The 24149-nt window shown below is 70.0% G+C and carries 22 protein-coding genes and 2 pseudogenes; 13 read left to right on the forward strand and 11 right to left on the reverse strand.

All coding sequences use genetic code 11. From position 1 onward, the window contains the following. Window positions 1-51: 51 nt before the first annotated feature. Window positions 52-783 (reverse strand): ferritin-like domain-containing protein, encoded by a 732-nt coding sequence (locus ABTY62_RS06165; protein WP_352128190.1) that lies wholly within the window; start codon window positions 781-783, stop codon window positions 52-54. Window positions 784-990: 207 nt separating this feature from the next. Beyond that, entirely contained in the window at window positions 991-2481 is a 1491-nt protein-coding gene (locus tag ABTY62_RS06170) for an FG-GAP-like repeat-containing protein (protein WP_352128191.1), read from the reverse strand. Window positions 2482-2647: 166 nt separating this feature from the next. Between ABTY62_RS06170 and ABTY62_RS06175 the strand changes: the two are divergent. The 3 genes and pseudogenes from ABTY62_RS06175 to ABTY62_RS06185 form a co-directional block, all read left to right on the forward strand. Beyond that, window positions 2648-2758 (forward strand): annotated as a pseudogene (locus ABTY62_RS06175) (cold shock domain-containing protein); the annotation flags it as partial. A gap of 175 nt (window positions 2759-2933) precedes the next feature. Further along, window positions 2934-3344 carry a VOC family protein gene (locus ABTY62_RS06180; protein ID WP_352128192.1) on the forward strand — a complete coding sequence of 137 codons (411 nt, stop codon included), beginning with the start codon at window positions 2934-2936 and terminating at the stop codon, window positions 3342-3344. Between the two features lie 47 nt (window positions 3345-3391). After that, a complete protein-coding gene (locus ABTY62_RS06185) occupies window positions 3392-3862 on the forward strand; it encodes a helix-turn-helix domain-containing protein (RefSeq protein WP_352128193.1) in 471 nt (156 codons plus the stop codon). An 8-nt stretch (window positions 3863-3870) separates the two neighbouring features. Here ABTY62_RS06185 and ABTY62_RS06190 read toward each other — a convergent pair whose 3' ends face one another. From ABTY62_RS06190 to ABTY62_RS06205, 4 genes are all read right to left on the reverse strand, one after another. Continuing rightward, on the reverse strand, window positions 3871-4965 hold the full coding sequence (locus tag ABTY62_RS06190; RefSeq protein ID WP_352128194.1) for a tartrate dehydrogenase: 1095 nt from the start codon (window positions 4963-4965) through the stop codon (window positions 3871-3873). 129 nt (window positions 4966-5094) lie between these two features. After that, complete coding sequence (locus ABTY62_RS06195) at window positions 5095-6006, reverse strand: LysR family transcriptional regulator (protein ID WP_352128195.1); 912 nt, start codon at window positions 6004-6006, stop codon at window positions 5095-5097. 71 nt (window positions 6007-6077) lie between these two features. Continuing rightward, the gene (dctA, locus tag ABTY62_RS06200; protein WP_352128196.1) at window positions 6078-7466 is read right to left on the reverse strand and encodes a C4-dicarboxylate transporter DctA; all 1389 of its coding nucleotides are present in this window, start codon (window positions 7464-7466) and stop codon (window positions 6078-6080) included. Between the two features lie 213 nt (window positions 7467-7679). Beyond that, window positions 7680-8381: a DUF4232 domain-containing protein gene (locus ABTY62_RS06205; protein WP_352128197.1), complete on the reverse strand. Its 702-nt coding sequence runs from the start codon at window positions 8379-8381 to the stop codon at window positions 7680-7682. A 308-nt stretch (window positions 8382-8689) separates the two neighbouring features. Between ABTY62_RS06205 and ABTY62_RS06210 the strand changes: the two genes are divergently transcribed. Continuing rightward, entirely contained in the window at window positions 8690-9106 is a 417-nt protein-coding gene (locus ABTY62_RS06210; RefSeq protein WP_502997413.1) for a hemerythrin domain-containing protein, read from the forward strand. Window positions 9107-9117: 11 nt separating this feature from the next. Here ABTY62_RS06210 and ABTY62_RS06215 read toward each other — a convergent pair whose 3' ends face one another. Continuing rightward, window positions 9118-9846: a VOC family protein gene (locus tag ABTY62_RS06215; RefSeq protein ID WP_352128199.1), complete on the reverse strand. Its 729-nt coding sequence runs from the start codon at window positions 9844-9846 to the stop codon at window positions 9118-9120. A gap of 314 nt (window positions 9847-10160) precedes the next feature. Between ABTY62_RS06215 and ABTY62_RS06220 the strand changes: the two genes are divergently transcribed. From ABTY62_RS06220 to ABTY62_RS06230, 3 genes are all read left to right on the forward strand, one after another. Continuing rightward, entirely contained in the window at window positions 10161-10685 is a 525-nt protein-coding gene (locus ABTY62_RS06220; protein WP_352128200.1) for a hypothetical protein, read from the forward strand. Between the two features lie 239 nt (window positions 10686-10924). Beyond that, window positions 10925-13198 (forward strand): protein kinase domain-containing protein, encoded by a 2274-nt coding sequence (locus tag ABTY62_RS06225; RefSeq protein WP_352128201.1) that lies wholly within the window; start codon window positions 10925-10927, stop codon window positions 13196-13198. Between the two features lie 63 nt (window positions 13199-13261). After that, entirely contained in the window at window positions 13262-13531 is a 270-nt protein-coding gene (locus tag ABTY62_RS06230) for a prevent-host-death protein (RefSeq protein ID WP_352128202.1), read from the forward strand. Window positions 13532-13550: 19 nt separating this feature from the next. Here the strand turns inward: ABTY62_RS06230 and ABTY62_RS06235 are convergent, their stop codons facing one another. Further along, window positions 13551-13982 (reverse strand): ATP-binding protein, encoded by a 432-nt coding sequence (locus ABTY62_RS06235; RefSeq protein ID WP_352128203.1) that lies wholly within the window; start codon window positions 13980-13982, stop codon window positions 13551-13553. 180 nt (window positions 13983-14162) lie between these two features. On the opposite strand from ABTY62_RS06235, the gene ABTY62_RS06240 reads away from it, so the two are divergent. The 3 genes from ABTY62_RS06240 to ABTY62_RS06250 all read left to right on the forward strand — a co-directional run bounded on the left by ABTY62_RS06240 (window position 14163) and on the right by ABTY62_RS06250 (window position 16228). Beyond that, window positions 14163-15077, forward strand: a complete 915-nt coding sequence (locus tag ABTY62_RS06240) for a helix-turn-helix domain-containing protein (RefSeq protein ID WP_352128204.1) — start codon at window positions 14163-14165, stop codon at window positions 15075-15077. Further along, complete coding sequence (locus ABTY62_RS06245; protein WP_352128206.1) at window positions 15040-15168, forward strand: DUF397 domain-containing protein; 129 nt, start codon at window positions 15040-15042, stop codon at window positions 15166-15168. The genes ABTY62_RS06240 and ABTY62_RS06245 overlap by 38 nt, the downstream gene beginning before the upstream one ends. Before the next feature lie 271 nt (window positions 15169-15439). Then, a complete protein-coding gene (locus tag ABTY62_RS06250) occupies window positions 15440-16228 on the forward strand; it encodes a hypothetical protein (RefSeq protein ID WP_352128207.1) in 789 nt (262 codons plus the stop codon). 436 nt (window positions 16229-16664) lie between these two features. On the opposite strand, the gene ABTY62_RS06255 is transcribed toward ABTY62_RS06250, so the two are convergent. Beyond that, the gene (locus ABTY62_RS06255) at window positions 16665-17171 is read right to left on the reverse strand and encodes a hypothetical protein (protein WP_352128209.1); all 507 of its coding nucleotides are present in this window, start codon (window positions 17169-17171) and stop codon (window positions 16665-16667) included. A gap of 242 nt (window positions 17172-17413) precedes the next feature. Between ABTY62_RS06255 and ABTY62_RS06260 the strand changes: the two genes are divergently transcribed. Continuing rightward, window positions 17414-21097, forward strand: coding sequence for an nSTAND1 domain-containing NTPase (locus ABTY62_RS06260; protein WP_352128210.1), 3684 nt, complete (start codon window positions 17414-17416; stop codon window positions 21095-21097). A gap of 3 nt (window positions 21098-21100) precedes the next feature. On the opposite strand, the pseudogene ABTY62_RS06265 reads toward ABTY62_RS06260, so the two are convergent. After that, window positions 21101-21562: pseudogene (locus ABTY62_RS06265) on the reverse strand (pyridoxamine 5'-phosphate oxidase family protein). A gap of 123 nt (window positions 21563-21685) precedes the next feature. On the opposite strand from ABTY62_RS06265, the gene ABTY62_RS06270 reads away from it, so the two are divergent. Further along, entirely contained in the window at window positions 21686-22327 is a 642-nt protein-coding gene (locus ABTY62_RS06270; protein WP_352128211.1) for a GNAT family N-acetyltransferase, read from the forward strand. A 12-nt stretch (window positions 22328-22339) separates the two neighbouring features. Here ABTY62_RS06270 and ABTY62_RS06275 read toward each other — a convergent pair whose 3' ends face one another. Continuing rightward, window positions 22340-23404, reverse strand: a complete 1065-nt coding sequence (locus tag ABTY62_RS06275) for an FAD-dependent oxidoreductase (protein ID WP_352128212.1) — start codon at window positions 23402-23404, stop codon at window positions 22340-22342. Window positions 23405-23499: 95 nt separating this feature from the next. On the opposite strand from ABTY62_RS06275, the gene ABTY62_RS06280 reads away from it, so the two are divergent. Beyond that, window positions 23500-24090, forward strand: a complete 591-nt coding sequence (locus ABTY62_RS06280; protein ID WP_352128213.1) for a TetR/AcrR family transcriptional regulator — start codon at window positions 23500-23502, stop codon at window positions 24088-24090. Window positions 24091-24149 lie beyond the last annotated feature (59 nt).

Here is a 24149-nt window from a genome sequence, read left to right on the forward strand (position 1 = left end):
GTGCGCACCCGAACGAGCGGTGATGGGCGGGAAGCGGTGGGCTGTCTGTTGTCAGCCCGCGCTCGTCCATGCGTCTGGGCGGGGCGACAGCACCGCGGAGACGACCGCGCCGGACGAGGCCGCGACATCAGCCACGAATCGCAGGCGTCCGATGTCGAGTCGTCGCAGCGCCCGACCGTGGTCGGCGGCGACGACGAGGGAGACCGCGAGCAGAAGAAGCTGCCATAGGGCCATCACCGGGCGGCGCATCGCGCGGGGCAGCTCCGCCAGGGAGGTGTGCAGTCGCTCGCAGTGGAACGGGACGTGGCGCTGCTCGTCGGACAGGATCCGCGCCGCCACATCCGAAGTGAGCGAGTCGTCGGTGCCATCGCGCAGAGCCCGGTAGTAACGCAGTGCCACCACTTCAGCGATCATCAGCACCAGCAGTTCCATGCGCAGGCCCATGAGACGCCGCAGCCGGGCGAAGACCTTGTCGCTCCAGTGGCCGGTCAACGTCGGTGCACCACCTGCGGCCAACAGCCGAGCGAGGAGACGGGCGTGGTTCTGCTCCTCGGCGACAAAGAGCCGGACTGCCTGTGCGTAGTCGCCGTCGCCGGCCTCATCCGCTTTGCCGACGAGGTTGGCGCCGTCACCGGCCTCGCCGACCTGGAAGCGCTGGATGCTGGCCGACACCGCCGGATGCAGCGTCGCGCCTTGCTCCCAGTCCGGGTCACCCTGGGCGCGCCTGCGCTCGCGCGCGTCCTCGAACCGCCTTGTCCACTTGGCGAAGCCGCCCGTATGCACCCGGTCTCCCCTCTCCGGGGCACAGCCACCGTGCCCCGGAGAGGGACGACGCTGACGGACAGCGAACCGTTCCCCTGCGCTCGACCGCTGAGCATGGCGAACGCAGGCAGACGCGCGGAGCCTGCGCCGTGGCCCCTGGCCGGCAGCCAGGGGCCACGCGAGCGAGGCCGGCCGTGCGGGGCCCGTACCGTCACTCCGCCCGGCCGGTCAGCGCAGGCTGTACCCGAACAGCGCCTTCGTGGCGGGCGCGGACAGGTCGCCGGGGCCGAAGGCGAGGGCGGACGTCGTGGTCAGACCGGTCGGCGTGCCGCGCAGTACCCAGACAGCGCCGTTGTCGCCGTTCTCGGCGGTGGAGGCGACGGCGATGTCGCGGTGGCCGTCGCCGTTGATGTCGAGGAGCGCGGTGGTGGCGCCGAACTCGTCGCCCGTCTCGGCGACTCCGGGCACCCCGGGGGTGTTCTGGTGGAAGACCTGGCTGCCGGTGCCGATGAAGCCGGAGGCGCTGCCGGGCACCAGGGCGAAGGAACCGGCGTCGGTGAGGCCGCTGAAGTCCTCGCCGGGGATGCCGAGGGCGATGTCGGCGTAGCCGTCGCCGTTCACGTCGCCCACGGAGACCGCCGTGCCGAGGCCGTCGCCCTCCTCCTCCGCGCCGTAGAAGCCGGGCAGGTCCTGGTCGAAGGACTTCGTGTTCGCCTCGGACAGGCCGGAGGCCGAGCCGTAGGCGACGCGGACCTTGCTGCTCCAGCCGTCGACGCCGACCACCACGTCGTCGAAGCCGTCACCGTTCACGTCGCCCACGCCGGTGCCCGCGACGCCGCTGCCCGCGCCTTCGCCGGGGACCCAGGACTTGGTGAAGCCCGACGCGCCGCCGTTCAGCAGCCGGTTGCCCCAGGTTCCGTCACCGGTGTAGATCCACTGGACGATGTCGTCCTTGCCGTCGCCGTTGACGTCGCCGACGTGCCCGTTGACGATGGGCCCGCTGATCGAGTCGCCGTCCTCCTCGCAGCCGCCACCCGTGGCGCAGGAGGCGTCGTCCTCGTCGTAGCCCCACCACTCGGACTTGTCGAGGATGTTGAGCACGGCGGCGGGCGTGCCGGACCGTGAGATCGGGCCCTTCCACAGGGCGGCCTTGGCGCTCGGCGGGTCGTCGCCCGCGACGGTGCTGTGGGCGAACAGCGCGAGGTCGGTCTTCCCGTCCCCGTCGAAGTCACCGGCCTGCGGGGCCTGCCCGTACCCGGCGAGCTTTGTGCCGCCGGTGAGCCCGGAGGCGGAGCCCCACAGCACGACGGAGCCCCCGGGGCCGCCCGCGATCACGAGGTCGCTGTAGCCGTCGCCGTCCAGGTCGCCCTTGGTGAAGGTCAGCCCGAAGCGCTCGCCCGCGGTCGCGGAGCCGGGGATCCCGCTGGTCGACCGGCTCACGATCTTCTTGTTGGCGGTGGACAGTCCGTTCGCCGAGCCGTACGTGATGGCCACATAGCCGGCCTTCGCCTTGCCGGACACCGTGGCGGTCGGCGCCCCGATGACGAGGTCGGCGTAGCCGTCGCCGTTGAAGTCGTCCTGGACGTCCACCGACGCGGGGGCGGCCTGGGCCGGGGCTCCGGTGAGGGCCCAGGCGCTGAGCCCTCCGGCGAGCAGCACCGCGGCGGCCAGGGGCGAGCCCAGCCGTGCGGTACGGATCCTGCGTCCTGCTCGGGACATACAACTGCCTTTCAGCGTGGTCGAGTTCAACACGGCACGCGCCGCGCGCCGCGCCCCCACACAGTCCGACACGGGAAGCAGGTCCCCCGTTGTACGCCCCAATGTCATCGTTGTGTAACCAGCAGTACGCCCGTTCCCGGCGCCCGCCGACCGCGGCCCGGGCACGTTTCGCGCGCTGTCGCCCGGACAGCAGGTGGATCTGACGTGGGAAGCCCCCGGCTTCAAGCAGGATGGCTATGACTACGGCGCGGATAGCATCGCGCCCCGGCCGGCCTGACACCCAAATCTGACATCAAAGACGGCACTTGAGCAGCCGGTCCACCGTGGTGAGCATGGTGCGGCCGGGGCGCGCAGAGCGGACGCGGCGTCAGGCGGCGCGTGAGTCAGCGGGGGTGCGGATCGATCAGGAATCGAGAAGCGCTGGTCACAGAGCCGCACCTAGCGTGATGGGCATGGACATCACCATTCACACGAGCGTTCTTCCGCATGTCGATCCGAACGCGTCCGTGGCCTTCTACCGCGACATCCTCGGCTTCGAGGTCCGCAATGACGTCGGGCAGGGCACGATGCGCTGGATCACCGTCGGCCCCGCCGGCCAGCCCGGCACCGCCATCCTCCTGGCGCCCCCGGCCACCGATCCCGGCACCACCGAGGACGAGCGCCGCACCATCTCCGAGATGATGGCCAAGGGCACCTACGGCTGGATCCTCCTGGCCACCAAAAACCTCGACGCAACCTTCGAGAACGTCCAGGCCGGCGACACCGAGGTCGTCCAGGAGCCGACCGAGCAGCCGTACGGCATCCGCGACTGCGCCTTCCGCGACCCCGCGGGCAACATGGTCCGCATCCAGGAACTGCGCTGAGCCATCCGCCGCCCACCTACGCAGGCACGCTGAAAAGGAGTTCTCTCATGTGTCACCCCTCATGGGGGCGTGCACGCGCCGCAGCGCAGCATCTGGGCGACCTCGCGCTGCTGCGTCGCGTTCGCGACCGGATCGACCGGGAGTACGCGCAGCCGCTGGACGTCGAGGCGCTGGCCCGCGGCGTGAAGATGTCGGCCGGGCACCTCAGCCGCCAGTTCCGGCTCGCCTACGGCGAGTCGCCCTACTCGTACCTGATGACACGGCGCATCGAGCGCGCGACGGCGCTGCTGCGCCACGGGGATCTCAGCGTCACCGAGGTCTGCTTCGCGGTCGGCTGCGTGTCGCTGGGCGCCTTCAGCACCCGCTTCACCGAGCTCGTCGGCATGCCGCCCGGCGCCTACCGGCGCCAGATGGCGAGCGGGACGGCGAAGATGCCGGGCCCTTCACCCACCCGGACGGGTTTGCCGGGCCAGTCACCACATCCGCGGGGCCTGCGCCCTGATGCCTGCCCCGCCTGAGGGCGCCGTCAGGCGTTCAGCCCGTCGATGAGGGCCTTGGTGACGTCGTCGGTGGTGGCCGTGCCGCCGAGGTCGCGGGTGAGGATGCCGGCGGCGGTCGTGGTTTCGATGGCCCGGTGGAGACGGGCGGCCTGGGCGGGGAGGCCGAGGTGGTCGAGCATCAGGGCGGCGCTGCCGACCGCGCCGATCGGGTTGGCCAGGCCCTGGCCCGCGATGTCGGGGGCGGAGCCGTGGACGGGCTCGAACATGCTGGGGAAGCGGCGCTCCGGGTTGAGGTTGGCGCTGGCGGCGAGGCCGAGGCTGCCGGCGAGGGCGCTGCCGAGGTCGGAGAGGATGTCGGCGTTGAGGTTGGACGCGACGACGACGGAGAGGTCCTCGGGGCGGAGGACGAACTTCGCGGACATCGCGTCGACGAGGACGCTCTCGGTCTCCACGTCCGGGTAGTCGGCGGAGACGCGCTTGAAGACGTCGTCCCACAGCACCATGCCGTACTGCTGGGCGTTGCTCTTGGTGACGGAGGAGACCTTGCGCCGGGTGCGCGTGCGGGCGAGGTCGAAGGCGAAGCGCATGATGCGTTCGCAGCCGACTTCGGTGAACAGGGCGGTCTGGACGGCGACTTCGCCGCCCTGGCCGCGCCCGGAGAGGTTGCGGCCGCCGAGGCCGGCGTACTCGCCCTCGCTGTTCTCGCGGACGACGACCCAGTCGAGCTCGGTGTCGTCGGCCTTGCGCAGCGGGCTGGTGACGCCGGGGAGGAAGTGGACGGGGCGGATGTTGGCCCACTGGTCGAAGCTCTGGCAGATCTTCAGGCGCAGGCCCCAGAGGCTGATGTGGTCGGGGACGTTGGGCCAGCCGACCGCGCCGAAGTAGATGGCGTCGAAGTCCTTCAGCTGGTCGAGACCGTCCTCGTCCATCATCCTGCCGGTGCGCTCGTAGTACTCGCAGCCCCAGGGGAACTCCTCCCACTCGAACGCGAAGGCCCCGGCGGAGTCCTCGGCGGAGTCCTCGGCCAGGGCGTCCAGGACGGCACGTCCGGCGGCGACGACCTCCTTGCCCACGCCGTCGGCGGGGATGGCGGCGATACGGAACGTACGAGGTGCGGTCATGGCGGCGGCCCTCCGGCTCGCTGGGGTGCGGTCGGTTCGAGTCAACACAGGGCGGTCGCGGCGCGTCCAAGATGTGCTTCCGATGCGACCCATAGGTGCGGCCGATGGGTTCCGCTCAAGCGTTGCGTCTCAGCCTTCGGGTCCGCCGCTCCGCGCCCGCCGCTGGGCGAATGACCTGGTCAGGGCGAGAAAGGCGTGGGCCGCGGGGGTGAGGTGGGCGGGGAGGCCGACCATCGCCACATGCAGGTGGGCGGTCGGTTCGATGGGCGCGACCACGGCGCCGCAGCGGCGCGCCAGCCGGGTCCAGGAGGACGGCAGCACGGCGGCGCCGACCCCGGTGAGGACCAGCGGCAGGATGGACGTCCGGTGGTCGACGACCGCCACGATCTCCGTCCCGGTGCCGCCCGCGGTGATGTCGTCGACGATGCTTCGCATCAGGCTGCCCGGACGGGACGCGATCAGCTTCTGCCCGGCGAGGTCCTCGGGCCGGATCGTGACCCCGTCCTCGATCGCCCCGCCGGGCGCCGCGACGACCACGAACGGCTGGTCCTCGACGTGCAGCACGTCCAGCCCGGACGGGTGCGCGGGCGCGGCGCTGCCCAGCAGGCCCAGTTCGCAGGCGCCGCTGCGGACCAGCGAGACGACCTCGTCCGGGGTGAAGGCGGCCTGCGTGCTCACCGTGACGGACGGATGCAGCTCGGCGAAGCGCTGGATGAGCGTGGTCAGCGGCTCGATGCCGGGCGAGGGCATGGTGGCGACCTCGACGGTGCCGCCGTGCAGCCCGGTGAGCGCGGCGGCGGTGTCCCGTACGGCGGCCAGGTCACGCAGGACGCGCCGGCTGGGCTCCAGCAGCTCCGCGCCCGCCTCGCTGAGCACCACTCCCCTGCCGACCCGGTGAAAAAGGGCCACTCCGAGGTCGGCCTCCAGGTTGGCCATGGCCTGGGAGAGCGAGGGCTGTGCCACGTGCAGCGCGGCGGCGGCCTTGCTGAAGCCGCCGTGTTCGACGATGGCCAGGAAGTACTCGAGCTGCCGGGCGTCCATGGTGCCTCCCCGGTCGTTTTCGGCTGCGGAGGGCCAACCTATCCGCCGGGCAGCCGCCGCCCGGTCCACCTCTAGCTGCTGGTTTCCGTACCTTCGTAGACGTAGCCGGATCCGTGGCCGGATCCGTGGCCGGCTTGGACGGGCACGGGGGTCATGGTTTGCCGGTCCGCCGCGCGGCCGGAGAGGACCGCTCTCGCCCTCGCCAGGTCCACGCCGTTCTCCCACCTGGCGACCACGAGGGTGGCGACGGCGTTGCCGAAGAAGTTCACCAGCGCCCGGCACTCCGACATGAACTTGTCGATGCCGAAGATGAGCATGATGCCCGCCGCCGGAACGTGCCCGACCGTCGACAGCGTGGCGGTGAGGGCGATGAAACCGCCGCCGGCCACACCGGCCGCGCCCTTGGACGTCAGCAGCATGACCGCGAGCAGGCCGAGTTGCTGGGTGATGGACAGGGCCGTGTCCGTGGCCTGGGCGATGTAGAGCGTGGCGAGCGAGAGATAGATCGCCGCACCGTCGAGGTTGAAGCTGTAGCCGGTCGGCACGACCAGCCCGACCGTGGAGCGCTCGACCCCCATGTGCTGGAGCTTGCGCATCAGCCCCGGCAGCGCGGGCTCGGCGGTCGAGGTGCCGAGGATCAGGAAGAACTCCTCCTTGAAGTAGCGGAAGAGCTGGAAGATGTTGAGCTTCACATACGCGGCGAGCACACCGCCGAGCACGACCACGACGAACAGGACGGACGTGGCGTAGAAGAGCAGGATCAACGATCCGAGGCTGGTCAGCGTGGACAGACCGTACTTCCCGATGGCGTACGACATCGCGCCGAAGGCCCCGAGCGGGGCGGCCTTCATGACGAACGACAGCACCTTGAAGACGACTTCGGTCAGCCGGCCCGCGCCCGCGATGAACGGCTCGCCCGCCTTCCCCACGGCCTTGAGCGCGATGCCGAAGATCACCGCCAGGAAGATCACCTGAAGGATGTCGCCCTCGACGAACGGGCCGAAGACGTTGCTCGGCACGATATTGGTGAGGAATTCCCACCAGTGCTGGTGCTCGCCCTTCGCGATGTACTGACCGGCGTCGCCCGAGGTGTCCAGGGTCGACGGATCGGCGTGCACGCCGTCGCCGAGGCGGAAGACGTTGATCGCCACCAGCCCGGTCAGCAGGGCGACGATCGTGCCGATCTGGAAGTACGTCAACGCCTTGAGGCCGGTCAGCCCGACCTTCTTCAGGTCCGCGACCCCGGCGATCCCACCGATGATGGTCAGGAAGACGATCGGGCCGATCAGCATCTTCATCGCGGTGATGAACGTCGTGCCGATCGGTTCCATGGAGGTGGCCAGATCCGGCCACCTCCAGCCCAGCACGATGCCGATCACAATGGCCACCAGCACCTGGACGTACAACTGCCGGTACCACGGTTTCGCCGCGACTCGCTCGCTGTCCGGGGTATGCGTCATTGCAGCCTCCCTGATCGCGCGAGGCCGAGCCCGATCGGTCCGCGCTGACGTGAGCCACAGTGAACCGGGCTGTCCGCGGGAGGGTCCACGACCAAAAATCGATGCCCCGTATAGGCAGTGCCTATCTGATGCTGAAACGGAAAGTCCGCTGCCCTGGTGTGACGCACCGGGGCTGCGGACCTTGATGGCTTCCGTGGGGCAGCTGTGGGTTGGTCAGCCGATGGGGTTGACGAAGGTGGCGGGGCGGGTGGCGCCGCGCTGGTCGACGAGGGAGTCGTTCTCCCAGGGCCACTCGATCTTGAGGGACTTGGTCTCGTTGGGCGGGGTGATCTCGACCCAGGCCGGCTGGTAGAAGCCCTCTTCCTCGTTGGTGAAGGCGAGGTTGAGGTCGAACGAGGTGCTCTGGCCGCCCTCCAGCTCAAAGGAGCTCCACTTCTCCGAGGACCGGGCCAGCGACCAGCGCTCGCCACCGTTGATCGAGGTCAGATCCACACCCGGGAAACCGCCGATCCGGCAGGAGCTGGTGCTCTTGTTGATCAGCACGATCGAGGCGGTCGTCGAGCCTCCGTCCTCATCCGGCACCGGGAGCGCGTCCTCACCCGTGGCGAACGCGGCCTCCAGGTTCTCGGTCCGGCACCGCTCGACACCCGCATGCGCCCTGCCGCCACCCTCGGCGGCCGCCTGCTCGCCACCCTTGCCCTTCGCGTCGGAACCCTGCGCACCACCGGAAGAACCCGAAGAACCCGAGGAACCCGAGGAGCTGCTGGACCCGGCCGGAGCCGCGTCAGCCGGACCCGCGGACTGCGCGTCACCGTTGCACGCCGTCAGGGTCAGCGCGGCGGCCGCGGTCAGCACCGCGGCGGCGACGCGGAAGGAGCGGCGGCGGGCGATACGGGCGGTGGTGTCGGAGCGCATTTCGGGTCCCCCAAGGGCAGTTGGTGTCGTCGTCTGCTCGGTACGACAACAACTCTGACCGGGCCCACTACCGCACCACTGCCGCCCCACTAACATCCCACTAACACGACAGTGACCAGGGAAAAGACACTGCTTGACCCAGCAGGTGCGGTAGTGTGCGGAAAGCGTCGCGTGCCGGTGGCAGACCGTGTCAGGCATGGAGGCGCCGGATCGAAGGAGGCCGACGATGTATTCGTCGCACCCTTCGCTCTCGCGTGACTGAGCGCGAGACGACCAGGCTCGTTGCCTGGAGCCAAGAACTCCGTCAGGTGCACCGCCGACTACGCGAAGCGCTGTCCGTGACCCGCGCCTCCCTCGCCGACGGCACCCCCGGCGAATCGGCCACCCGTGAACTGCTGCTGTATTGCCACGGCTTCTGCACGGCTCTCGACGGCCACCACCAGGGCGAAGACCGCACCCTGTTCCCGGCCATCGCAGCCGCGCACCCGGAGCTGCGCCCGGTGCTGCGCTCGCTCGAGCAGGATCATTCGATGATCGCCCACCTGCTCGGCAGCCTCCGTGCCGCGGTCGACCGGGCCGCGCCGCCCGAGGAGCTCGACCAGCACCTCGAAGGCATCGCCGCGATCATGGAGAACCACTTCCGCTACGAGGAGCGGCAACTGCTCACTGTGCTCGAAACCCTTGAGCTGGCAGCCGTACCCCGAGATGTGCTGGGCCCGCTCTGACCCTGAACCGGCTACCGGGGCCTCTGTACGGAGAACTCGTTGCCGTCGGGGTCGAGCATCAGCACTCGGACGCCCTCGCCCTCGCCGTCGCCGATGTCGGTGCGCGTCGCGCCGAGCGAGATCAGGCGGTCGACCTCCGCCTCCCAGTCGGCGTCGGCGGGGAGCGCCAGCTCGAAGTACAGCCTGTTCGTGCCCGTCTTCGGCGCCACCGGAGGACCACCCCACGTGATCTTCGTACCGCCGTTCGGCGACTGGATCGCGGTCTCCTGATCCTGGTCCCAGACCAGCGGCCAGCGCAGCGCCTCGCTCCAGAAGTAACCGACCTCCTGCGTACCGTCGCAGGCCAGCGCTCCGATGGAGCCAGTGTCGGCGAGGAACTTGTTGCCGGCCGCGATCACGCAGAACTCGTTGCCGTCCGGATCGGCGAGCACCACATGCCCCTCCTCCGGGAGCTGGCCCACGTCGATGTGTTTCCCGCCGAGTTCCAGCGCCCTGGCCACCGTCTGCCGCTGATCCTCCGCGGAGGTGCTCGTCAGGTCGAAGTGCGCCTGGTTCTGGCCGATCTTCGGCTCCTGGCTCGGCAGGAAACGGATGCGGAACCCGGCGGTATCAGGGGACAGGACAGCGACGTCGTCGTCCGGACCGTCGGCCACCTCCCAGCCCAGGACCCCGGACCAGAAGCGCGCCAGGTCCGACGGCCGGGTCGCGTTGAAGCAGATCGCGAACAGTTGACTGGTCATACCCCGTGCATCTCCGATCCACTGATGGTCGATACGGCGCCTGGCCCTCCCTGCGGGCGCAGCCTAGGGGTCTCCGTAGGGCAGCCGCATCCGTGTTTCGGTCGCGACGTGCCGGTATGCGCAGTTGGCGCAGAAAGCTAAGTACTGGGCGCTCTCGGCGAACGACTTCACCGCCCCCGGTCCACAGAATGAACCCGTAGCCGCGCCCATGGCCCGCGCGACCAGGGGGCCGAGAGCGCGCAAGCGCCTGCGGGAGAACAACCTCTCGCAGGTCAAAGACCCATGGAGCAACAAGCGACAAAGGATCGAGTGATATGTCCAAGAGCAAGAGGCTGATACTCGCTGCAAGCACAGCGGTGTTAGGGGGCAGCCTCATTCTCCCCCAGGCGACCACGTCCTTCGCCGCGTCCTCGGACGCCAAGGCCGCCACGGGAGAGAAGAGCGCCACCGCGTCCGCCACCGCGTCCGCGGCCGCGGGGCTGGAGTGCGGCAGGAACTGGCCGCACCACCGCTCCGCACGCGGCAGTGTGTCGGGGGCCCGCGCCGCCACCCACATCTGCTGGGACAACCGATACAACGCGCGCATCGACTACTCGTCCTCCTGGGTGCAGGACACCAGCAGCAGGGACGGCAAGGCCGCCCGGGCGTACGTGAGGTGGGACAAGAAGCACACCGGCCACTGGAAGCGCCAGTGGTCGGGCCCGCTGGCCACGGACGGGCCGTCGCGCGGCGTCAAGCACTTCCAGTGGGGCGACTCCTCCTCGAAGGGCGTCGTGGTGTACGTCTGCGTCGGCGCCAAGGCGCCCTGGCAGTCGGGGGCCCGCTGCAAGGGCTTCTAGGCGGCATCGACCAGCAGTGATTGGCTCCCGGCGCGGCGTTGGCCGCCCGGGGGCCTACACGCGTTTCCTCGGCCGGCCACAGCAGGCCGACCGCCCGTCCAGGCACGTGGTTCCGCCGCTCCGTTGCCCTTCACCGCATGTCGTCTGGCAAACTGCGCTCGACTGTCTCCCGGACAACTCCGGTCAGGGGCAGCGGGCATGGGGGCCGGGAACGACGCCCGGGGCCGGAAAGGACGCTGATGGACGACTTGCTCCCGACAGACCCCAAACGGATCGGCCCCTACGTCTTGGAGGGGCGGCTCGGCGCGGGTGGTATGGGGCAGGTCTACCTCGGCAGATCTCCCGGCGGTCGCCTCGTCGCGGTCAAAGTGATCCGCCCCGAGCACGCCAGGAATCCGGAGTTCCGCCGCCGCTTCGCCCGGGAGGTCGAGGCCGCACGGCGCGTCGGCGGCTTCCACACCGCACAGGTCATTGATGCCGACCTTGACGCGACACCGCCATGGGTGGCCACGGCGTACATCCCCGGCCCCTCCCTGCACGAGGTCGTCACCACGGACGGCCCGCTCGCCCCGGACGCCCTGCGCGCCCTGGGGGCCGGGCTCGCCGAAGGACTGGCGGCGATCCACGGGTGTGGGCTGGTGCACCGCGATCTGAAGCCCAGCAACGTCATCATGGCGGACGACGGGCCGCGCATCATCGACTTCGGCATCGCCCGGTCTGTGGACGCCAGTGCGCTGACGTCCCTGGGCGTGGTCATCGGCACGTTCGCCTTCATGTCGCCGGAACAGGTGCGCGCGGACCAGGCCGGGCCCGCGAGCGATGTGTTCTCGCTCGGCGCCGTCCTGGGCTTCGCTGCCACGGGACGCGGCCCCTTCGACGCGGAGACCATTCCCGCGATCGTGCACCGGATCATCAGCGAACCGCCGCGGCTCGGCGACCTCTCGGGGGCCCTCCGGGACACCGTCCAGGCATGTCTGGCCAAGGAGCCGGACGATCGGCCGGCCATCGCGGACGTCCTGGCCACGCTGGCTCCGGACGGTCAGGTCACCGAAGTCGTGGACAGCAGGGTGCCGTTCGCGGCGCTCGACACCGAGCCGGCCGTCCAGACCATCCAGACGCCGACGGCCGCGCAGTCACCGACGGCCACGCGACCGAGCCGCCGGGCGGTCCTGGGCCTGGCCGGAGGAGCGGCCGTCCTGATCGGTGGTGGGGTGATCGCCGCGAAGAGCATCGGCGGCGGCAGTGGCGGCGGCGAGGGCAGGGGCACGGGCTCGGACTCGACGCCCAGGATCGGCGATGTGGCGGAAGCGCGTCCGCTGTGGCGGAGCAGCGTCCCGAGAATCGACTCACTCATCGCGCACAAGGGCGGCGTCCTGTGGATCGGGGCTCGGCCGGACTCGGACGAGTCCGCCGAAGCGGTCTGGAGCTTCGACACTGCGGGAAACACGCGCTGGAGACTGCCGCTGCTGGGCGTGGACGTCCTCGGGGCCAGGGGAGTCTGCGCCGGTGTGGTCCGTGACGGCATGCTCTATCTCGGCGCCGGGGGCCCGCTCCCCGTCGATGCCGCGAGCGACGTGGACGCACAAGTCGTCGCCGTGGATCTCGCGAGAGGGAAGCGGACGTGGTCGGCGCCCGTTGCCCCGCACCCGTATTACATCGGCTCGATGTCCGGTGGGCAGGACGGGATCGTCTACGCCACCGGTAGCACGATCGAAAGAGGAAACTTCAACATGGTCTGGGCGGTGGACATCGCGTCGCGCCGCAAGATCTGGGAGCGCGAGTTCGCCAAGTCCGCCGGATTCGCCACCGTGGTCGTGCCGCCCTCCGGAAACCGGGTGTTTCACCTGCTCTCCACCTACGGCAGCGGACAGCAGGGCCGCCTCCAGGTGCTCAACGCCCGGAAGAAGGGCGCTCCGGGATGGACGGCACCTCTGCCTGAAGCCATGGGCGATGTCAGCCAACTCCCCAACCTGTGCGCGTCGGACGGCCCCCTCATCTACGCGGCCGACCGTCTGACCGCCTTCGACCCCGCCACCGGAGTCCGCATCTGGACCAAGAAGCAGCCCGCAAAGGGGTACGGGGGGTTCGGCATCCCGGCGGCGAACGCGAACGGCTCGCAGGTCTTCGTCACCACGCAGACCGCGGACGCCGGCGGCCGGACGACCTTGACGCTCCACGCGCTCGACCCCCGGTCCGGTGAAGAGAAGTGGCGCTCTTCCGTGATCCCCGAAGGCAAGGTCGGCCTGGTGAACCTTCTGGTCGCCGACTCCACCGTCTACGTCCTGGTCGGCCAGCGGATCGCCAGCGACGTGGGCTACTACTACGAGCCGGACGACGACTATCGGTGGCCGTTCATCTGGGCCGTGAACGCGACGAACGGTAAGTCACGGTGGAAGCACAAGCCGTCGGAGACCTTCGAAGCCGCGGCCGGTTTCGGGCGGCTCTACGTCGCCACCGGCGACAGCATCACCGCGCTGTCGGCCACCGCGGTGGCGGGCCACGCGGGCGAGTAGTTCCGACGCGAAGCCATTGGCACCCTGTGGCACCGGCTGGTACCGACGACTACCGTGAACGATATGAGCGGAAAGCCTGACATCGCCCAACGCGATCTGCGCACCAGGCCCAAGGAGATCATGGACGCCGTCCAGGAAGGTCAGGCCTTCACCCTCACGCGGGACGGGCGCCGCATCGGCGAGCTGGCCCCACTGCGGCACCGCAGGCGGTTCGTCCCGCGCGGCGAGTTCGCGGCCATGTCCCGCACCGCTCCCGACATCTCGCTGGACGCCTTCCGCGCCGACCAGGACGCCACCACCGAACAGGGGCCGGACGACCCCTATGCCCGTTGAGCTGAGCCAAGCGGACCAGTCAGTCGGACACCCCGGCCGCCACCTCCGCCCAGACGGTCTTCCCGACCGGGTTACGAGGGGTCACGCCCCAGCGCGTGGCCAGCTGCTCCACGAGCAGCAGCCCTCGACCCGTCTCTTCCTCAGCTGAGGGAGTCGGCGGCCTGACCGGGAGCCGGTCCTCACGGGCGTCCGAGACCTCGATGCGAATGGTGCGCGTCGGCACTTCGACGGTGATGCGGAGCCGGAAGTCCCGCCCGGGCACGCACCCGTGGCGCACGGCATTGGAGGCAAGTTCCGCCACCAACAGCGCCACGGTGCAGGACGTGTCCGAGGCGGGCGGATACCCCCACTCCCCCATGCTCCGCACGGCGAGCCTCCTGGCGAGCCGCGCCCCGCGCGGTGTCGAGGGGAGCTGCACGCTTTCGTCCGGGAGGGTGTTCGCCTTCAGCACGGTTGTTGTCCATTTCTGCCCATCGAGCTTTCGTACGATTCACAGCGTGTGCGGATCGTGACGTTCCGTACTCAATGGTCGCCTGGCAGGCCTACGCTCAAAAGGCCGTAAGGCATTACCTCTCATCCCGTAAGGAACGGAAGTGATGTTTTGGCCAAAGGTATTGATCCCCAGTCCTCCATGGCCGCGCTGTTCGGTTCGCAGGTGCGCAGACTCCGGCTCGCCGCCGGGCTGACCCAGGCTGAGCTGGGCGCGAAGGCGCATGTGGTGGCCAGTCGGATCACCCAGATCGAGCGGGCCTCGGGAGCGAAACCGACGCTGGAGCTGACGCAGGTGCTCGACACGATCCTCGGGGCGGACAATCTGCTGATCGACATGTGGCCGTACGTGTACCGCGAGGCGTTCCCGGACTGGTCGCGGGCGTTCATGAGGTACTCGGAATGGGCAGTGTCGATCAGGCAGTACGCGGCGCATGTAGTGCCTGGCTTATTGCAGACGGAGGACTACGCGAGGGCCGTCCTCAGCGTTGGTCTGTCGCTCACGGGCGAGGAGCACTTGAAGGAGCGGGTCGCCGCCCGCCTCGGTCGGCAGAACCTGCTCACGTCCCCCGACCGCCCCGACTTGTGGGTCGTCCTGGACGAGTCGGTGCTGAGACGCCCGGTGGGCGGCGCGGCCGTTATGCGGGAGCAGTTGGCCCGGTTGCTGGAGGCAGCGGAGCAGCGCCACATCACCGTGCAGGTGCTGCCGTTCGAGCATGGCGAGCACGACGTGATGGGCGGTTCCATGACCGTTCTGACGTTGCCGGACAGCTCGGAGGTGGCCTACACCGAGGGCGCCCATTACGGCCAACTCATCGAAGAACCAGGCGAAGTCAGTCACTTTGCGGTGACCTACGATCGGCTGCGGGCAGTCTCTCTGCCCCCATTCATGTCCCTCGACATGATCCGATCCGTGATGGAGGGCAACCACCGTGGAGCGAGTGTCCCGTCCCGATCTGAACGACGCCGCCTGGCGCAAAAGCAGCTACAGCAATCAGGAAGGTGGCGACTGCGTGGAGGTGGCCGACGGGATCCCTGGCGTCGTACCAGTCCGTGACAGCAAGAACCCTCAAGGCCCGGCGCTGCTCTTCCCCGCGACGTCCTGGACGGTCTTCATAGCCAGACTGAAGACCGGCCACCGTCCCTGAGCCCACCGGGAGCCGGTCGTAGTCAGCGTTCCTGCCCCGCCGGGACCTCGTACGCGGGGGCCCGGTGGGCCACGAACTCCCCTAAAGAACCTGCGGAAAGAACCCCCCACCCACCCTCCCTTCCCGCGCGTCACCCGTACGAGTGACCGGCTTGCGGGTGCGGGATGCAGGCGGTTACGTTCGCCGCAACAACCCCAGACAGACGACGGCCCCCGCAGGGACGGCAATCCCGAACGAGGGCCTGACCGATCAGGAAGAAATGACCTTCCCGATGGCTGAGCCGCAGTCTAACGCGCATGCGCGCGCCGACGCCGGAGCTTCGACCTCCGGCGTGATCCACATCCGTACCCGACTCGACGCCAACTTCACGGTGATCTCCAACGCCCTCGCGCAACGGCGCGGAAGCGCGGTCACGATCGGCGTCGCGGCCTACATCCTCTCGCTACCGGACGGCGCACCCGTGAGCATCGCCGCACTGTGCGAGCACTTCACGGAGGGCGAGATCCTGATCTCGCGGGCGCTCAGGGAGCTGGAGGCCGCCGGTTATCTGGAGCGGCGCCGCCAGCGCGGGCCCGGCGGGCTGATTCGTACGCGTACGTACTTCCGCGACGTACCGCAACGGGACCTGCCCGCCCCACCAGCGCCGGAACCCACCCCCGCTCCCGCTCCCCCGCCGCCACTCGGCGAGGCCGACGAACAGGCCGTCGCCGTCCTCACCTCGCTGCGGATCGCCGACCCACGGCTGATCCTGTCCAGGCGCGAGGTGGCCGAGCTGGCCCCGGCCGTCACGCAGTGGCTGGCGGCGGGCGTGGGGCCGAGGCAGATCACCGGCGCGCTCACGACCGGCCTCCCGGACCGCTTACGTGGCCGCCCGGCCCGCATCCTGGCCTTCCGCCTCAACGAACCGCCCCTCCCCGTCCCCGACTCCCCCGCTCACGTGCCCCGCACACCCCCGGCCGCTCCCCTGCCCTGGCAGACCTGCGACGGCTGCGAACGCGCCTTCCGTGCGGCAGAACCCTCCCGCTGCCGCGACTGTAGAGACCTGTCCGTGGCCTGCTGACACTTCAGCAGGCAGTCGATGGGCGGCAACAGCGGCCCTGGTAGTAATCGTCCTCCTCTTCCTGATGCTGAAACCGGCCGTGGAACGTCGACTTCACGAGTGTGCTGTGCATGGTGATGCTCCTTGTGATCGCTGATGAAGTGGAGTTGCGGCACGGACACGTACCGGACGTCTCAAAGGTCCGGGGGCCTGAGCCGCTTGCCTGCCGTCGCTGACATCGACGGATGCCGACGCGGGGCTGCCGCCACGAGGCGGTGAACAACAGCCTCCGAGTGTCCGGCGGCCACGGCAACGATTCCGCGCGTCCGGGACAGTCCAGGAATGTCCGCGCAGGTCAGAGATGGTGTCCAGTCACGGGCCCACGCCCTGTGGGCCCTGATGCGGAGGTGGGCGGCGCCGGGTGGGCGTACGGCATTCCCGCCCGGCGCCGCTCTGCTCACCGGGTCTTGTAGTACGCCGAGACGTAGGAGCCCTGGTTGCCCAGGAGGATGATCTTGAGCTTGTCTCCGCGGTGGAACTTGTTCGTCCAGGCCTTGATGCTGGCGTCGCGGTTGCAGCGCTCCTTCTTGTCCGCGATGTACCGTCCGGCATCGACGTTCAAGATCCGCACCCGCATCTGCGCGCGGTTGTTGTAGCACCGCACGAACGCGCCCGCCCACTTGCCCTTCGACTTGTAGGGCTGGGACACCCACTTCTTGCCGTGCCGGTTGAGGTAGTCGCCGGAGATCCAGCTCCGCCACTGACGGTGGGCCGCCGCCTGCACGGTGGCCGCCCCCTTCGCCGTGTCCGTGGAGCCCTGCGCCGAGACCGACTGCTGGATGACCGCGCTCGAAGCCGAGGTCGGCGCGGGAGCCGCGATGGCCTCCGCGGCCGGGCCGGCGGCGACCGCCGCGCCGCACATGACGGCTGCGATGGCGAGCCCGGTACGCCTGTGTGTGGTCATGGTGAATGCGTCCTTCCGGATGGGTGGATATGTGAACACCGGTCCGGCGAACGCCTCGTGGCGTCGGCCCGGTTGGTGCCTGACATCGAGTTCAGCGGCCGCGGAATTGAATGGCAGCCCTGTTCCGCCGGTCTGATCAATGCCTGCGCCCCAGCTCACAGCTCTTGCCGACCCGACGGGGCGTGCGTAGCTTGGCGGGCGGTCGATCCGCGTCCGGGGGGAGGCGGGGGGAGGAGTGACCGATGGCGGGGCGTCCTGAGAGTGCGCTGGATCCGAGCGCGGGTCCGGTGCAGCGGTTGGCGTTCGAGTTGCGGAAGCTGCGGGCGGAGGCCGGCAGCCCTACGTACCGGGCCATGGCCGCGCGCACCGACCACGGTGCGAGCACGCTGTCCCAGGCGGCCGCCGGGGAGCGGCTGCCGAGCCTGCCGGTGGTGCTGGCTTACGTACGGGCCTGCGACGGGGACCTCGGGGAGTGGGAAGAGCGGTGGCGGCAGGCGGCTGCGGAGGAAGCCACCGAGCCGCGCTCCGATGAGGACGCCGAGCCTCCGTACCGGGGCCTGGCCCGCTTCGAACCCGGAGACGCGGCCTTGTTCTTCGGCCGCGACCGGCTCATCGACGACCTGCTGCGCCTGGCCGGCCACCACCGGATCACGGCGGTGGTCGGCGCGTCCGGCAGCGGCAAGTCCTCCTTGTTGCGAGCCGGACTGATCCCCCGCCTGCGCGCGACCGACGATGCGGATTTACGTCCGGCGGCCCTGCGGGTCATCACCCCCGGCGGCCACCCCCTGCGCGAACACGACCGGCGGCTGGTCCCGAAGGAGGGCGGGGAGGGGGACACGTGGCTGGTCGTGGACCAGATGGAGGAGCTCTACACTCTCTGCGCCGACCCGGAGGAACGCGCCGCGTTCATCGACCGCCTGCTGACCGCCGCCGCCCCCGACAGTCGGCTACGGGTACTGATCGCCGTACGGGCGGACTTCTTCGGGCACCTGGCCGGCCACCGTCCACTCGCCGACGCGCTGCGAGAGACCACCCTCCTGGTCCCGCCCATGAGCCGCGATGAACTGCGCGAGGCCATCGTCAAACCCGCCCAAGCCGCGGGCCTCATCGTCGAACGCACCCTGACCGCCGTCATCGTCGATGAAGTCGACGGCGAACCCGGTGCCCTGCCGCTGATGTCCCACGCCCTGCTGGCGACTTGGCAGCGTCGCAAAGGGCGCGCCCTGACACTGACCGCCTACGAAGCCGCCGGCGGCGTCCACGGCGCCATCGCCCAGACAGCCGAAGACCTCTACACCCATCTCACTCCGCAGCAAGCCGCCCATGCCCGGCGGATCCTGCTGCGCCTGATCACCCCGGGAGAAGGAGCACAGGACACCCGGCGGCCCGCGCCCCGGGAAGAGCTGGAGGCCGACACCTCCCCCGCCGCCGCCGAGGTGCTGGAGCGGCTGGTGAAGTCCCGGCTGGTCATCCTCGACGGCAGCACGGTGCACCTCGCCCACGAAGCCCTCATCGCCGCCTGGCCCCGGCTACAGAAATGGATCGACGAGGACCGCGACCGCCTGCGCGTCCACCGCCAGCTCACCGAAACCGCCCACACCTGGCAGACCCTCGGCCGCGACCCCGGCGCGCTCTACCGGGGCACCCGCCTCGCCACCGCCGAAGAAGCCTTCCCCACCGCTGACACCGACAGCGACCTCACCCCCCTGGAACGCGACTTCCTCACCAGCAGCTCCACCACCCGCCACCGCGAAGAAGCAGCAGCTACCCGCACCACCCGGCGCCTGCGCCAGTTCGCCACCTCCGTCTCGATCCTGCTCGTCCTCGCCCTCACGGCCGGACTGATCGCCTGGCAGCAATACCGGACCAGCGAGCAGCAACGACACCAGGCGCTCACCGCCCAACAGATCGCGCTCTCCCGTCAACTGGCCGCCCAGTCGGACGGCCTCCTGGCCTCCAACCCCGACTTGGCCTCACTCCTGGCGGTCCAGGCGTACCGGACCGGCCCCACGAAGGAGGCCACCGCCAGCCTTTTCACCGCCGCGGCTCTTCCTCTCAAGCGCCGGCTGACCGGGCACACCGGCTTCGTGGGATCGGTGACGTTCAGTCCAGACGGCCACACCCTCGCCAGCGCTGGGGAGGATGGGAAGATCCGGCTGTGGGACGCGGCGACCGGCAAACGACGCACCACCCTGACCGGACACACTGGGAGTGTGCTGTCGGTGGCGTTCAGCCCGGACGGCCACACTCTGGCCGCCGGTGAGGAAGGCGGCAAGATCCGGTTGTGGGACGTGGCGGCGGGCAGGCCACGCGCCACCATGACCGGAGACACCGACATCGTGGATTCGGTCGCGTTCAGCCCCGACGGCCGCACCCTCGCCAGCGGAGGATGGGACGGAAAGATCCGGCTGTGGAACGTGGCGACCGGCAAACGACGCACCACCCTGACCGGACACGACGAAGGCCCCCAATCAGTGGTGTTCAGCCCGGACGGCCACACCCTGGCCAGCGGCGGCTTCGACAGGAAAGTACGACTGTGGGACGTGACAACGGGCAGGGTACGGACCGCCCTGACCGCGCATGATGCCCCCGTGGGCCCGTTGGCGTTCAGCCCGGACGGCCGCACCCTGGCCAGCGCCGGCGATGACACGACAGTCCGGCTGTGGGACGTGGCGACGGGCAACCGGCGCACCACCCTGACCGGACACGACGACATCGTGGGGACGCTGGCGTTCAGTCCCGACGGCCGCACCCTGGCCGGCGGTGGGGGCGATGGGAAGGTCCGGGTGTGGGACGTGGCGACCGGCAGGCCACGCGCCACCCTGACCGGACACACCGACGTCGTGGAATCGGTGGCATACAGCCCCGACGGCCGCACCTTGGCAAGCGCCAGCGACGACAAGACAGTCCGGCTGTGGGACGTCACGAAGGACAGGCCGCGCACCACCTTGACCGGACGCCGCGAGGCCGTGGCCTCGGTGGCGTTCAGCCCGGACAGCCGCACGTTGGCCAGTGGGGAGGACGGCGGGAAGGTCCGGCTGTGGGACATGGCAACCGGCAGGCCACGCGCCACCCTGACCGGACACACCGACGTCGTGGAATCGGTCGCGTTCAGCCCCGACGGCCACACCCTCGCCAGCGGAGGGAGGGACGGAAAAGTCCGGCTGTGGAACACGGCGACCGGCAAACAACGGGCCACCCTGACCGGACACACCGACGTCGTGGAATCGGTCGCGTTCAGCCCCGACGGCCACACCCTCGCCAGCGGAGGATGGGACGGAAAAGTCCGGCTGTGGAACACTGCGACCGGCAAACAACGGGCCACCCTGACCGCAGACACCAAGGGGGTGACGTCGATCGCCTTCAGACCGGACGGTCGTACGCTGGCCAGCGGTGAGGAGGGCGGGAAGATCCGGCTATGGAACGTGGAAACCGGCAGGCCACGCGCCACTCTGACCGGAGACGCTGCAAGCGTGGACGCGGTGGCATACAGCCCCGACGGCCGCACCTTGGCCAGCGGCGGCGACAGGACCATCCGACTGTGGGACGTGGCAACCGGCAAACCACACACCACCCTCACCGGACAGACCGACTACGTGGTTTCCGTGGCGTACAGCCCCGACGGCCGCACCCTCGCCAGCGGCAGCATCGACAAGACCATCCGACTGTGGGACGTGGCAACCGGCAGAACACGCACCACCCTCACCGGACACACCGACTACGTGGTTTCCGTGGCGTACAGCCCCGACGGCCGCACCCTCGCCAGCGGCAGCGCCGACGAGACGATCCATCTGTGGAACGTCTCTCTCCCTGACCCAGCCTCCTCCATCAGGAGGGTCTGCCAAGCGGTCCACAGGTCCTTCACCTCGGGTGAACGGTCGCTCTACCTCGCCGACCAACCCACCAGCCCCGTGTGCCGGTCATGAGACTCACCCATCGGTCCACTCTCCGTCGCGCATCACATGCCTGCCCTTGAACTCATGCTCCCCATGCGATGCCTGTATCACCTGCGGAAGCACCTTGAAATACGCGTAGGAGGCGTGATCCTTCCGGGGGTCCCAGCTCCACTTCTACACAAACGCGTCCGCCGCGGCGGGCGGCACCTCCTCCGCGGTGAAGGTTTCCACCCGCCCGTCGATCAGAACGACATCCCGCGTATCGCCAAGCGCAAGGCGAACCCGGCCCGTTTCCCGCAGGTTGCGCCCGGTGGGGTTGGTCAGCCTGGTCGACATCCACATCGCCGTGCCGTCCCAGAGGAACCACAGCGGCACCAGGCACGGCAGTCCGTCCGCGTCCGCCGACGCGACCCAGACGTCTTCCTCTGTCCGCAGTCTTTGGAGGACGTCACGCCGCCGTTGTTCAGTGCTGCGCGGTTCCTTGGCCATGTTCATGTCTCGCGACGGTACTGGCCACGGGGCCCGGACACCTCGGGCCGTGGTCCTAGAACCACAGCCCGAGTCCACCCTCCTGAATATGTCCCACACGTCCCATCGAAGCCGGAGCCGAGAATCACCATGCCCCAAACCCTGACCAGCATCCTGAACGCGGCGGCACACGGGCGCTTCCCGCCGCCCGACGGCGGCACGACCGTGGTGCCGCAGCCGAGCCACCGCGACGCCGGGGTGATCGCGTTCACCGCGCACTCCGTGGTGTTCACCGATGAGGATCCGCGGTGGGTACGCGCCACGTTGGCCTCCCTCGACTGCGACGAGTTGGCGGCCACGATGAATCCGCGCTTCTTGGCGGCGTTCCTGGCCCGTACGGGGCGGTCGACCGACACCATAGACCTGCTCACCGTGGCGAGTGCGCTGCCGGGCGATCCCCCGCTGGAGCTTCGCGAGCTCGCCGACCCCGATCACCCGCGCGTGTCCAGGGCGCGTAAGCGCCGGGACGATGTCCGGGTCTGGGCGGCTGACGGGGGTGTGGTCGTTCTCGGCCGGGGCGTGGCCGGGCGCTGGGAGACGGCGATCGAGGTGGACGAGGACGTACGTCACCGGGGGCTGGGCCGGGCGCTGGCCACGGCCGCGCGGCATCTGGTGCCGGACGGCGGGCCGGTCTGGTCGCAACAGGCCGCGGGCAACGCCCGCAGCGTGCGCGCCTTTCAGGCGGCGGGTTTCCGACCGGTCGGCGCCGAGGCGCTGCTCATCGCGGCGTAGGCGCACCAAGGGTCACGTGGGCATCATGCGGACCAGCAGGTCGCGCATGCGGGTGTGTTCGGTGGCCATGAAGCGGTGCAGGTTGCGGGAGGCGAAGGCGACCCGCTGGGCGCTGCGGCGGCGTTCCGCGTCGTAGGCGCGGAGGGCGGAGGGCAGGCCGGACGCCGGGCCGTGTTCGGAAACGGCCCGGGTCAGGGCCTCCGCGTCGAGGATCGCCGTGCAGGCGCCCTGGCCCAGGTTGGGGGTCATGGCGTGCGCGGCGTCGCCGACCAGCGCGACCTTTCCGTCGCGTCCGTCGCGTCCGTCGTGGACGAAGGTCGGCAGGGCGGGGAAGAGATGACGCATCTCGTAGCGGATCCAGGTGGATGGGGCGGTCTCGGCGAGGATGCGCGGGACAGGGTCGTGCCAGCCCTCGAAGTGTCCGCGCAGTTCCTCGGCGGTGGTGGCCTCGGGGACGGTGGCGTACCAGTTGGTGCGGCCCTGCTCGACCGGGGTCATGCCGAAGAACCGGCCTTGGCCCCAGGTCTCGCCGTAGACGCCGCTCTCGAAGTCGGCGATGCCGATCCAGGCGACGGTCCCGATGCGCCGCGGGCCGCTGCGGTCGCCGAAGCAGGAGGCGCGTACGGCGCTGCGGATTCCGTCGGCGCCGACCACCAGGTCGTGACCGGCCACCAGGGCCGCCATATCGCGGACGTTCTCGCCGAACTTCAACGGCACATCCCCGAAGGCGTCCAGCTCGCCCAGCAGGGCGTCGATCAGATAGGGGCGGGCGACGAGCAGTTCGGGGCGGCCGGCCTTCCGCTCGATCCGTTCCAGCGGAAGGCTCGCCAGCACCTTCCCCCGCGGGGTGCGGATCCTCGCGCCCCGGTAGGGGACCGCCCGACTGCGGAACGCCTCGCCCACGCCGAGGCGGTCGAGCGCGGCCTGCGCGGTGGGGTGGATACCGAAGGCGGTGCCGTAGCGCTCCAGCTCCGTTCGCCGCTCCAGGATCGACACCGTCCAGCCCGCGCGGCGCAACCCGATCGCCGTCGCGAGGCCGCCGACTCCCGCACCCACGACAACCGCTGTGCCGGTCATGTGTCCCTCCCCTGGCGGACGCGAATCGTCACCACATCTGTGGTACCACGGCTGCGGTACCCTGGCAACCGCGACCAGGAGGAGGAGAGCCGACGGTGAATCCGGAGCGGCGGGACCGGCTGCGCGACGCGGCCATCGAGGTGCTGGCCGACGCGGGCGGACGCGGCCTGACCCACCGCGCCGTCGACACGGCCGCGGAGGTGCCGCCGGGCACCACCAAGAACTACTTCCCGACCAGGGACGCCCTGCTGCGCGCGGTGGCCGAGCGCTGCCTGGAGCAGTACCGCGAGACCGCAGCCCGCCTGGCCGCCACCGGACTGGGCCCGAGCGGCCGCGACGGCCTGGCGGCCATGCTCCGCGCGCTCCTGGAGAACGTCGCCGGACCGGGCCGCCCCCGCCTGCTGGCCTACCTGGAGTTGCAGGCCGAAGCGGCCCGCAAACCCTGGCTGTCGGCCATCCTCGACCCCATCGCGACCTCCGACTTCGCCGGATTCGAACTGGCCCAGAGGGCCGCCGGACTGCCCGCCACCCCGCAGCGCGCCGCCGTCGTCACCCTCGCCCTCCACGCCGCCATCCCCCACCTGCTGGCCAACGGCCCCCAGACCCTGACCGCCGCCGGCCTGGACGACCTCGACCGCTTCGTGCACGGGCTGCTCCAGGCGGTGTACCCGGAGGACCCGACCTGATCGGGCACAGGATGTCGGGTCCCGGGGGATGTGCGCTGCCTAGCGTGGTGAGCGCACGA

This window comes from Streptomyces sp. NPDC097640 (genome assembly GCF_040302705.1).
Lineage (GTDB): Bacteria > Actinomycetota > Actinomycetes > Streptomycetales > Streptomycetaceae > Streptomyces.

Coding starts and splice junctions, on each gene's coding strand:
- ABTY62_RS06170 (WP_352128191.1), bottom strand. CDS start 2,481: ATGTCCCGAGCAGGACGCAGGATCCGTACCGCACGGCTGGGCTCGCCC.
- ABTY62_RS06180 (WP_352128192.1), top strand. CDS start 2,934: ATGGACATCACCATTCACACGAGCGTTCTTCCGCATGTCGATCCGAAC.
- ABTY62_RS06185 (WP_352128193.1), top strand. CDS start 3,392: ATGTGTCACCCCTCATGGGGGCGTGCACGCGCCGCAGCGCAGCATCTG.
- ABTY62_RS06190 (WP_352128194.1), bottom strand. CDS start 4,965: ATGACCGCACCTCGTACGTTCCGTATCGCCGCCATCCCCGCCGACGGC.
- ABTY62_RS06195 (WP_352128195.1), bottom strand. CDS start 6,006: ATGGACGCCCGGCAGCTCGAGTACTTCCTGGCCATCGTCGAACACGGC.
- dctA (WP_352128196.1), bottom strand. CDS start 7,466: ATGACGCATACCCCGGACAGCGAGCGAGTCGCGGCGAAACCGTGGTAC.
- ABTY62_RS06205 (WP_352128197.1), bottom strand. CDS start 8,381: ATGCGCTCCGACACCACCGCCCGTATCGCCCGCCGCCGCTCCTTCCGC.
- ABTY62_RS06215 (WP_352128199.1), bottom strand. CDS start 9,846: ATGACCAGTCAACTGTTCGCGATCTGCTTCAACGCGACCCGGCCGTCG.
- ABTY62_RS06220 (WP_352128200.1), top strand. CDS start 10,161: ATGTCCAAGAGCAAGAGGCTGATACTCGCTGCAAGCACAGCGGTGTTA.
- ABTY62_RS06225 (WP_352128201.1), top strand. CDS start 10,925: ATGGACGACTTGCTCCCGACAGACCCCAAACGGATCGGCCCCTACGTC.
- ABTY62_RS06230 (WP_352128202.1), top strand. CDS start 13,262: ATGAGCGGAAAGCCTGACATCGCCCAACGCGATCTGCGCACCAGGCCC.
- ABTY62_RS06240 (WP_352128204.1), top strand. CDS start 14,163: ATGGCCGCGCTGTTCGGTTCGCAGGTGCGCAGACTCCGGCTCGCCGCC.
- ABTY62_RS06250 (WP_352128207.1), top strand. CDS start 15,440: ATGGCTGAGCCGCAGTCTAACGCGCATGCGCGCGCCGACGCCGGAGCT.
- ABTY62_RS06255 (WP_352128209.1), bottom strand. CDS start 17,171: ATGACCACACACAGGCGTACCGGGCTCGCCATCGCAGCCGTCATGTGC.
- ABTY62_RS06260 (WP_352128210.1), top strand. CDS start 17,414: ATGGCGGGGCGTCCTGAGAGTGCGCTGGATCCGAGCGCGGGTCCGGTG.
- ABTY62_RS06270 (WP_352128211.1), top strand. CDS start 21,686: ATGCCCCAAACCCTGACCAGCATCCTGAACGCGGCGGCACACGGGCGC.
- ABTY62_RS06275 (WP_352128212.1), bottom strand. CDS start 23,404: ATGACCGGCACAGCGGTTGTCGTGGGTGCGGGAGTCGGCGGCCTCGCG.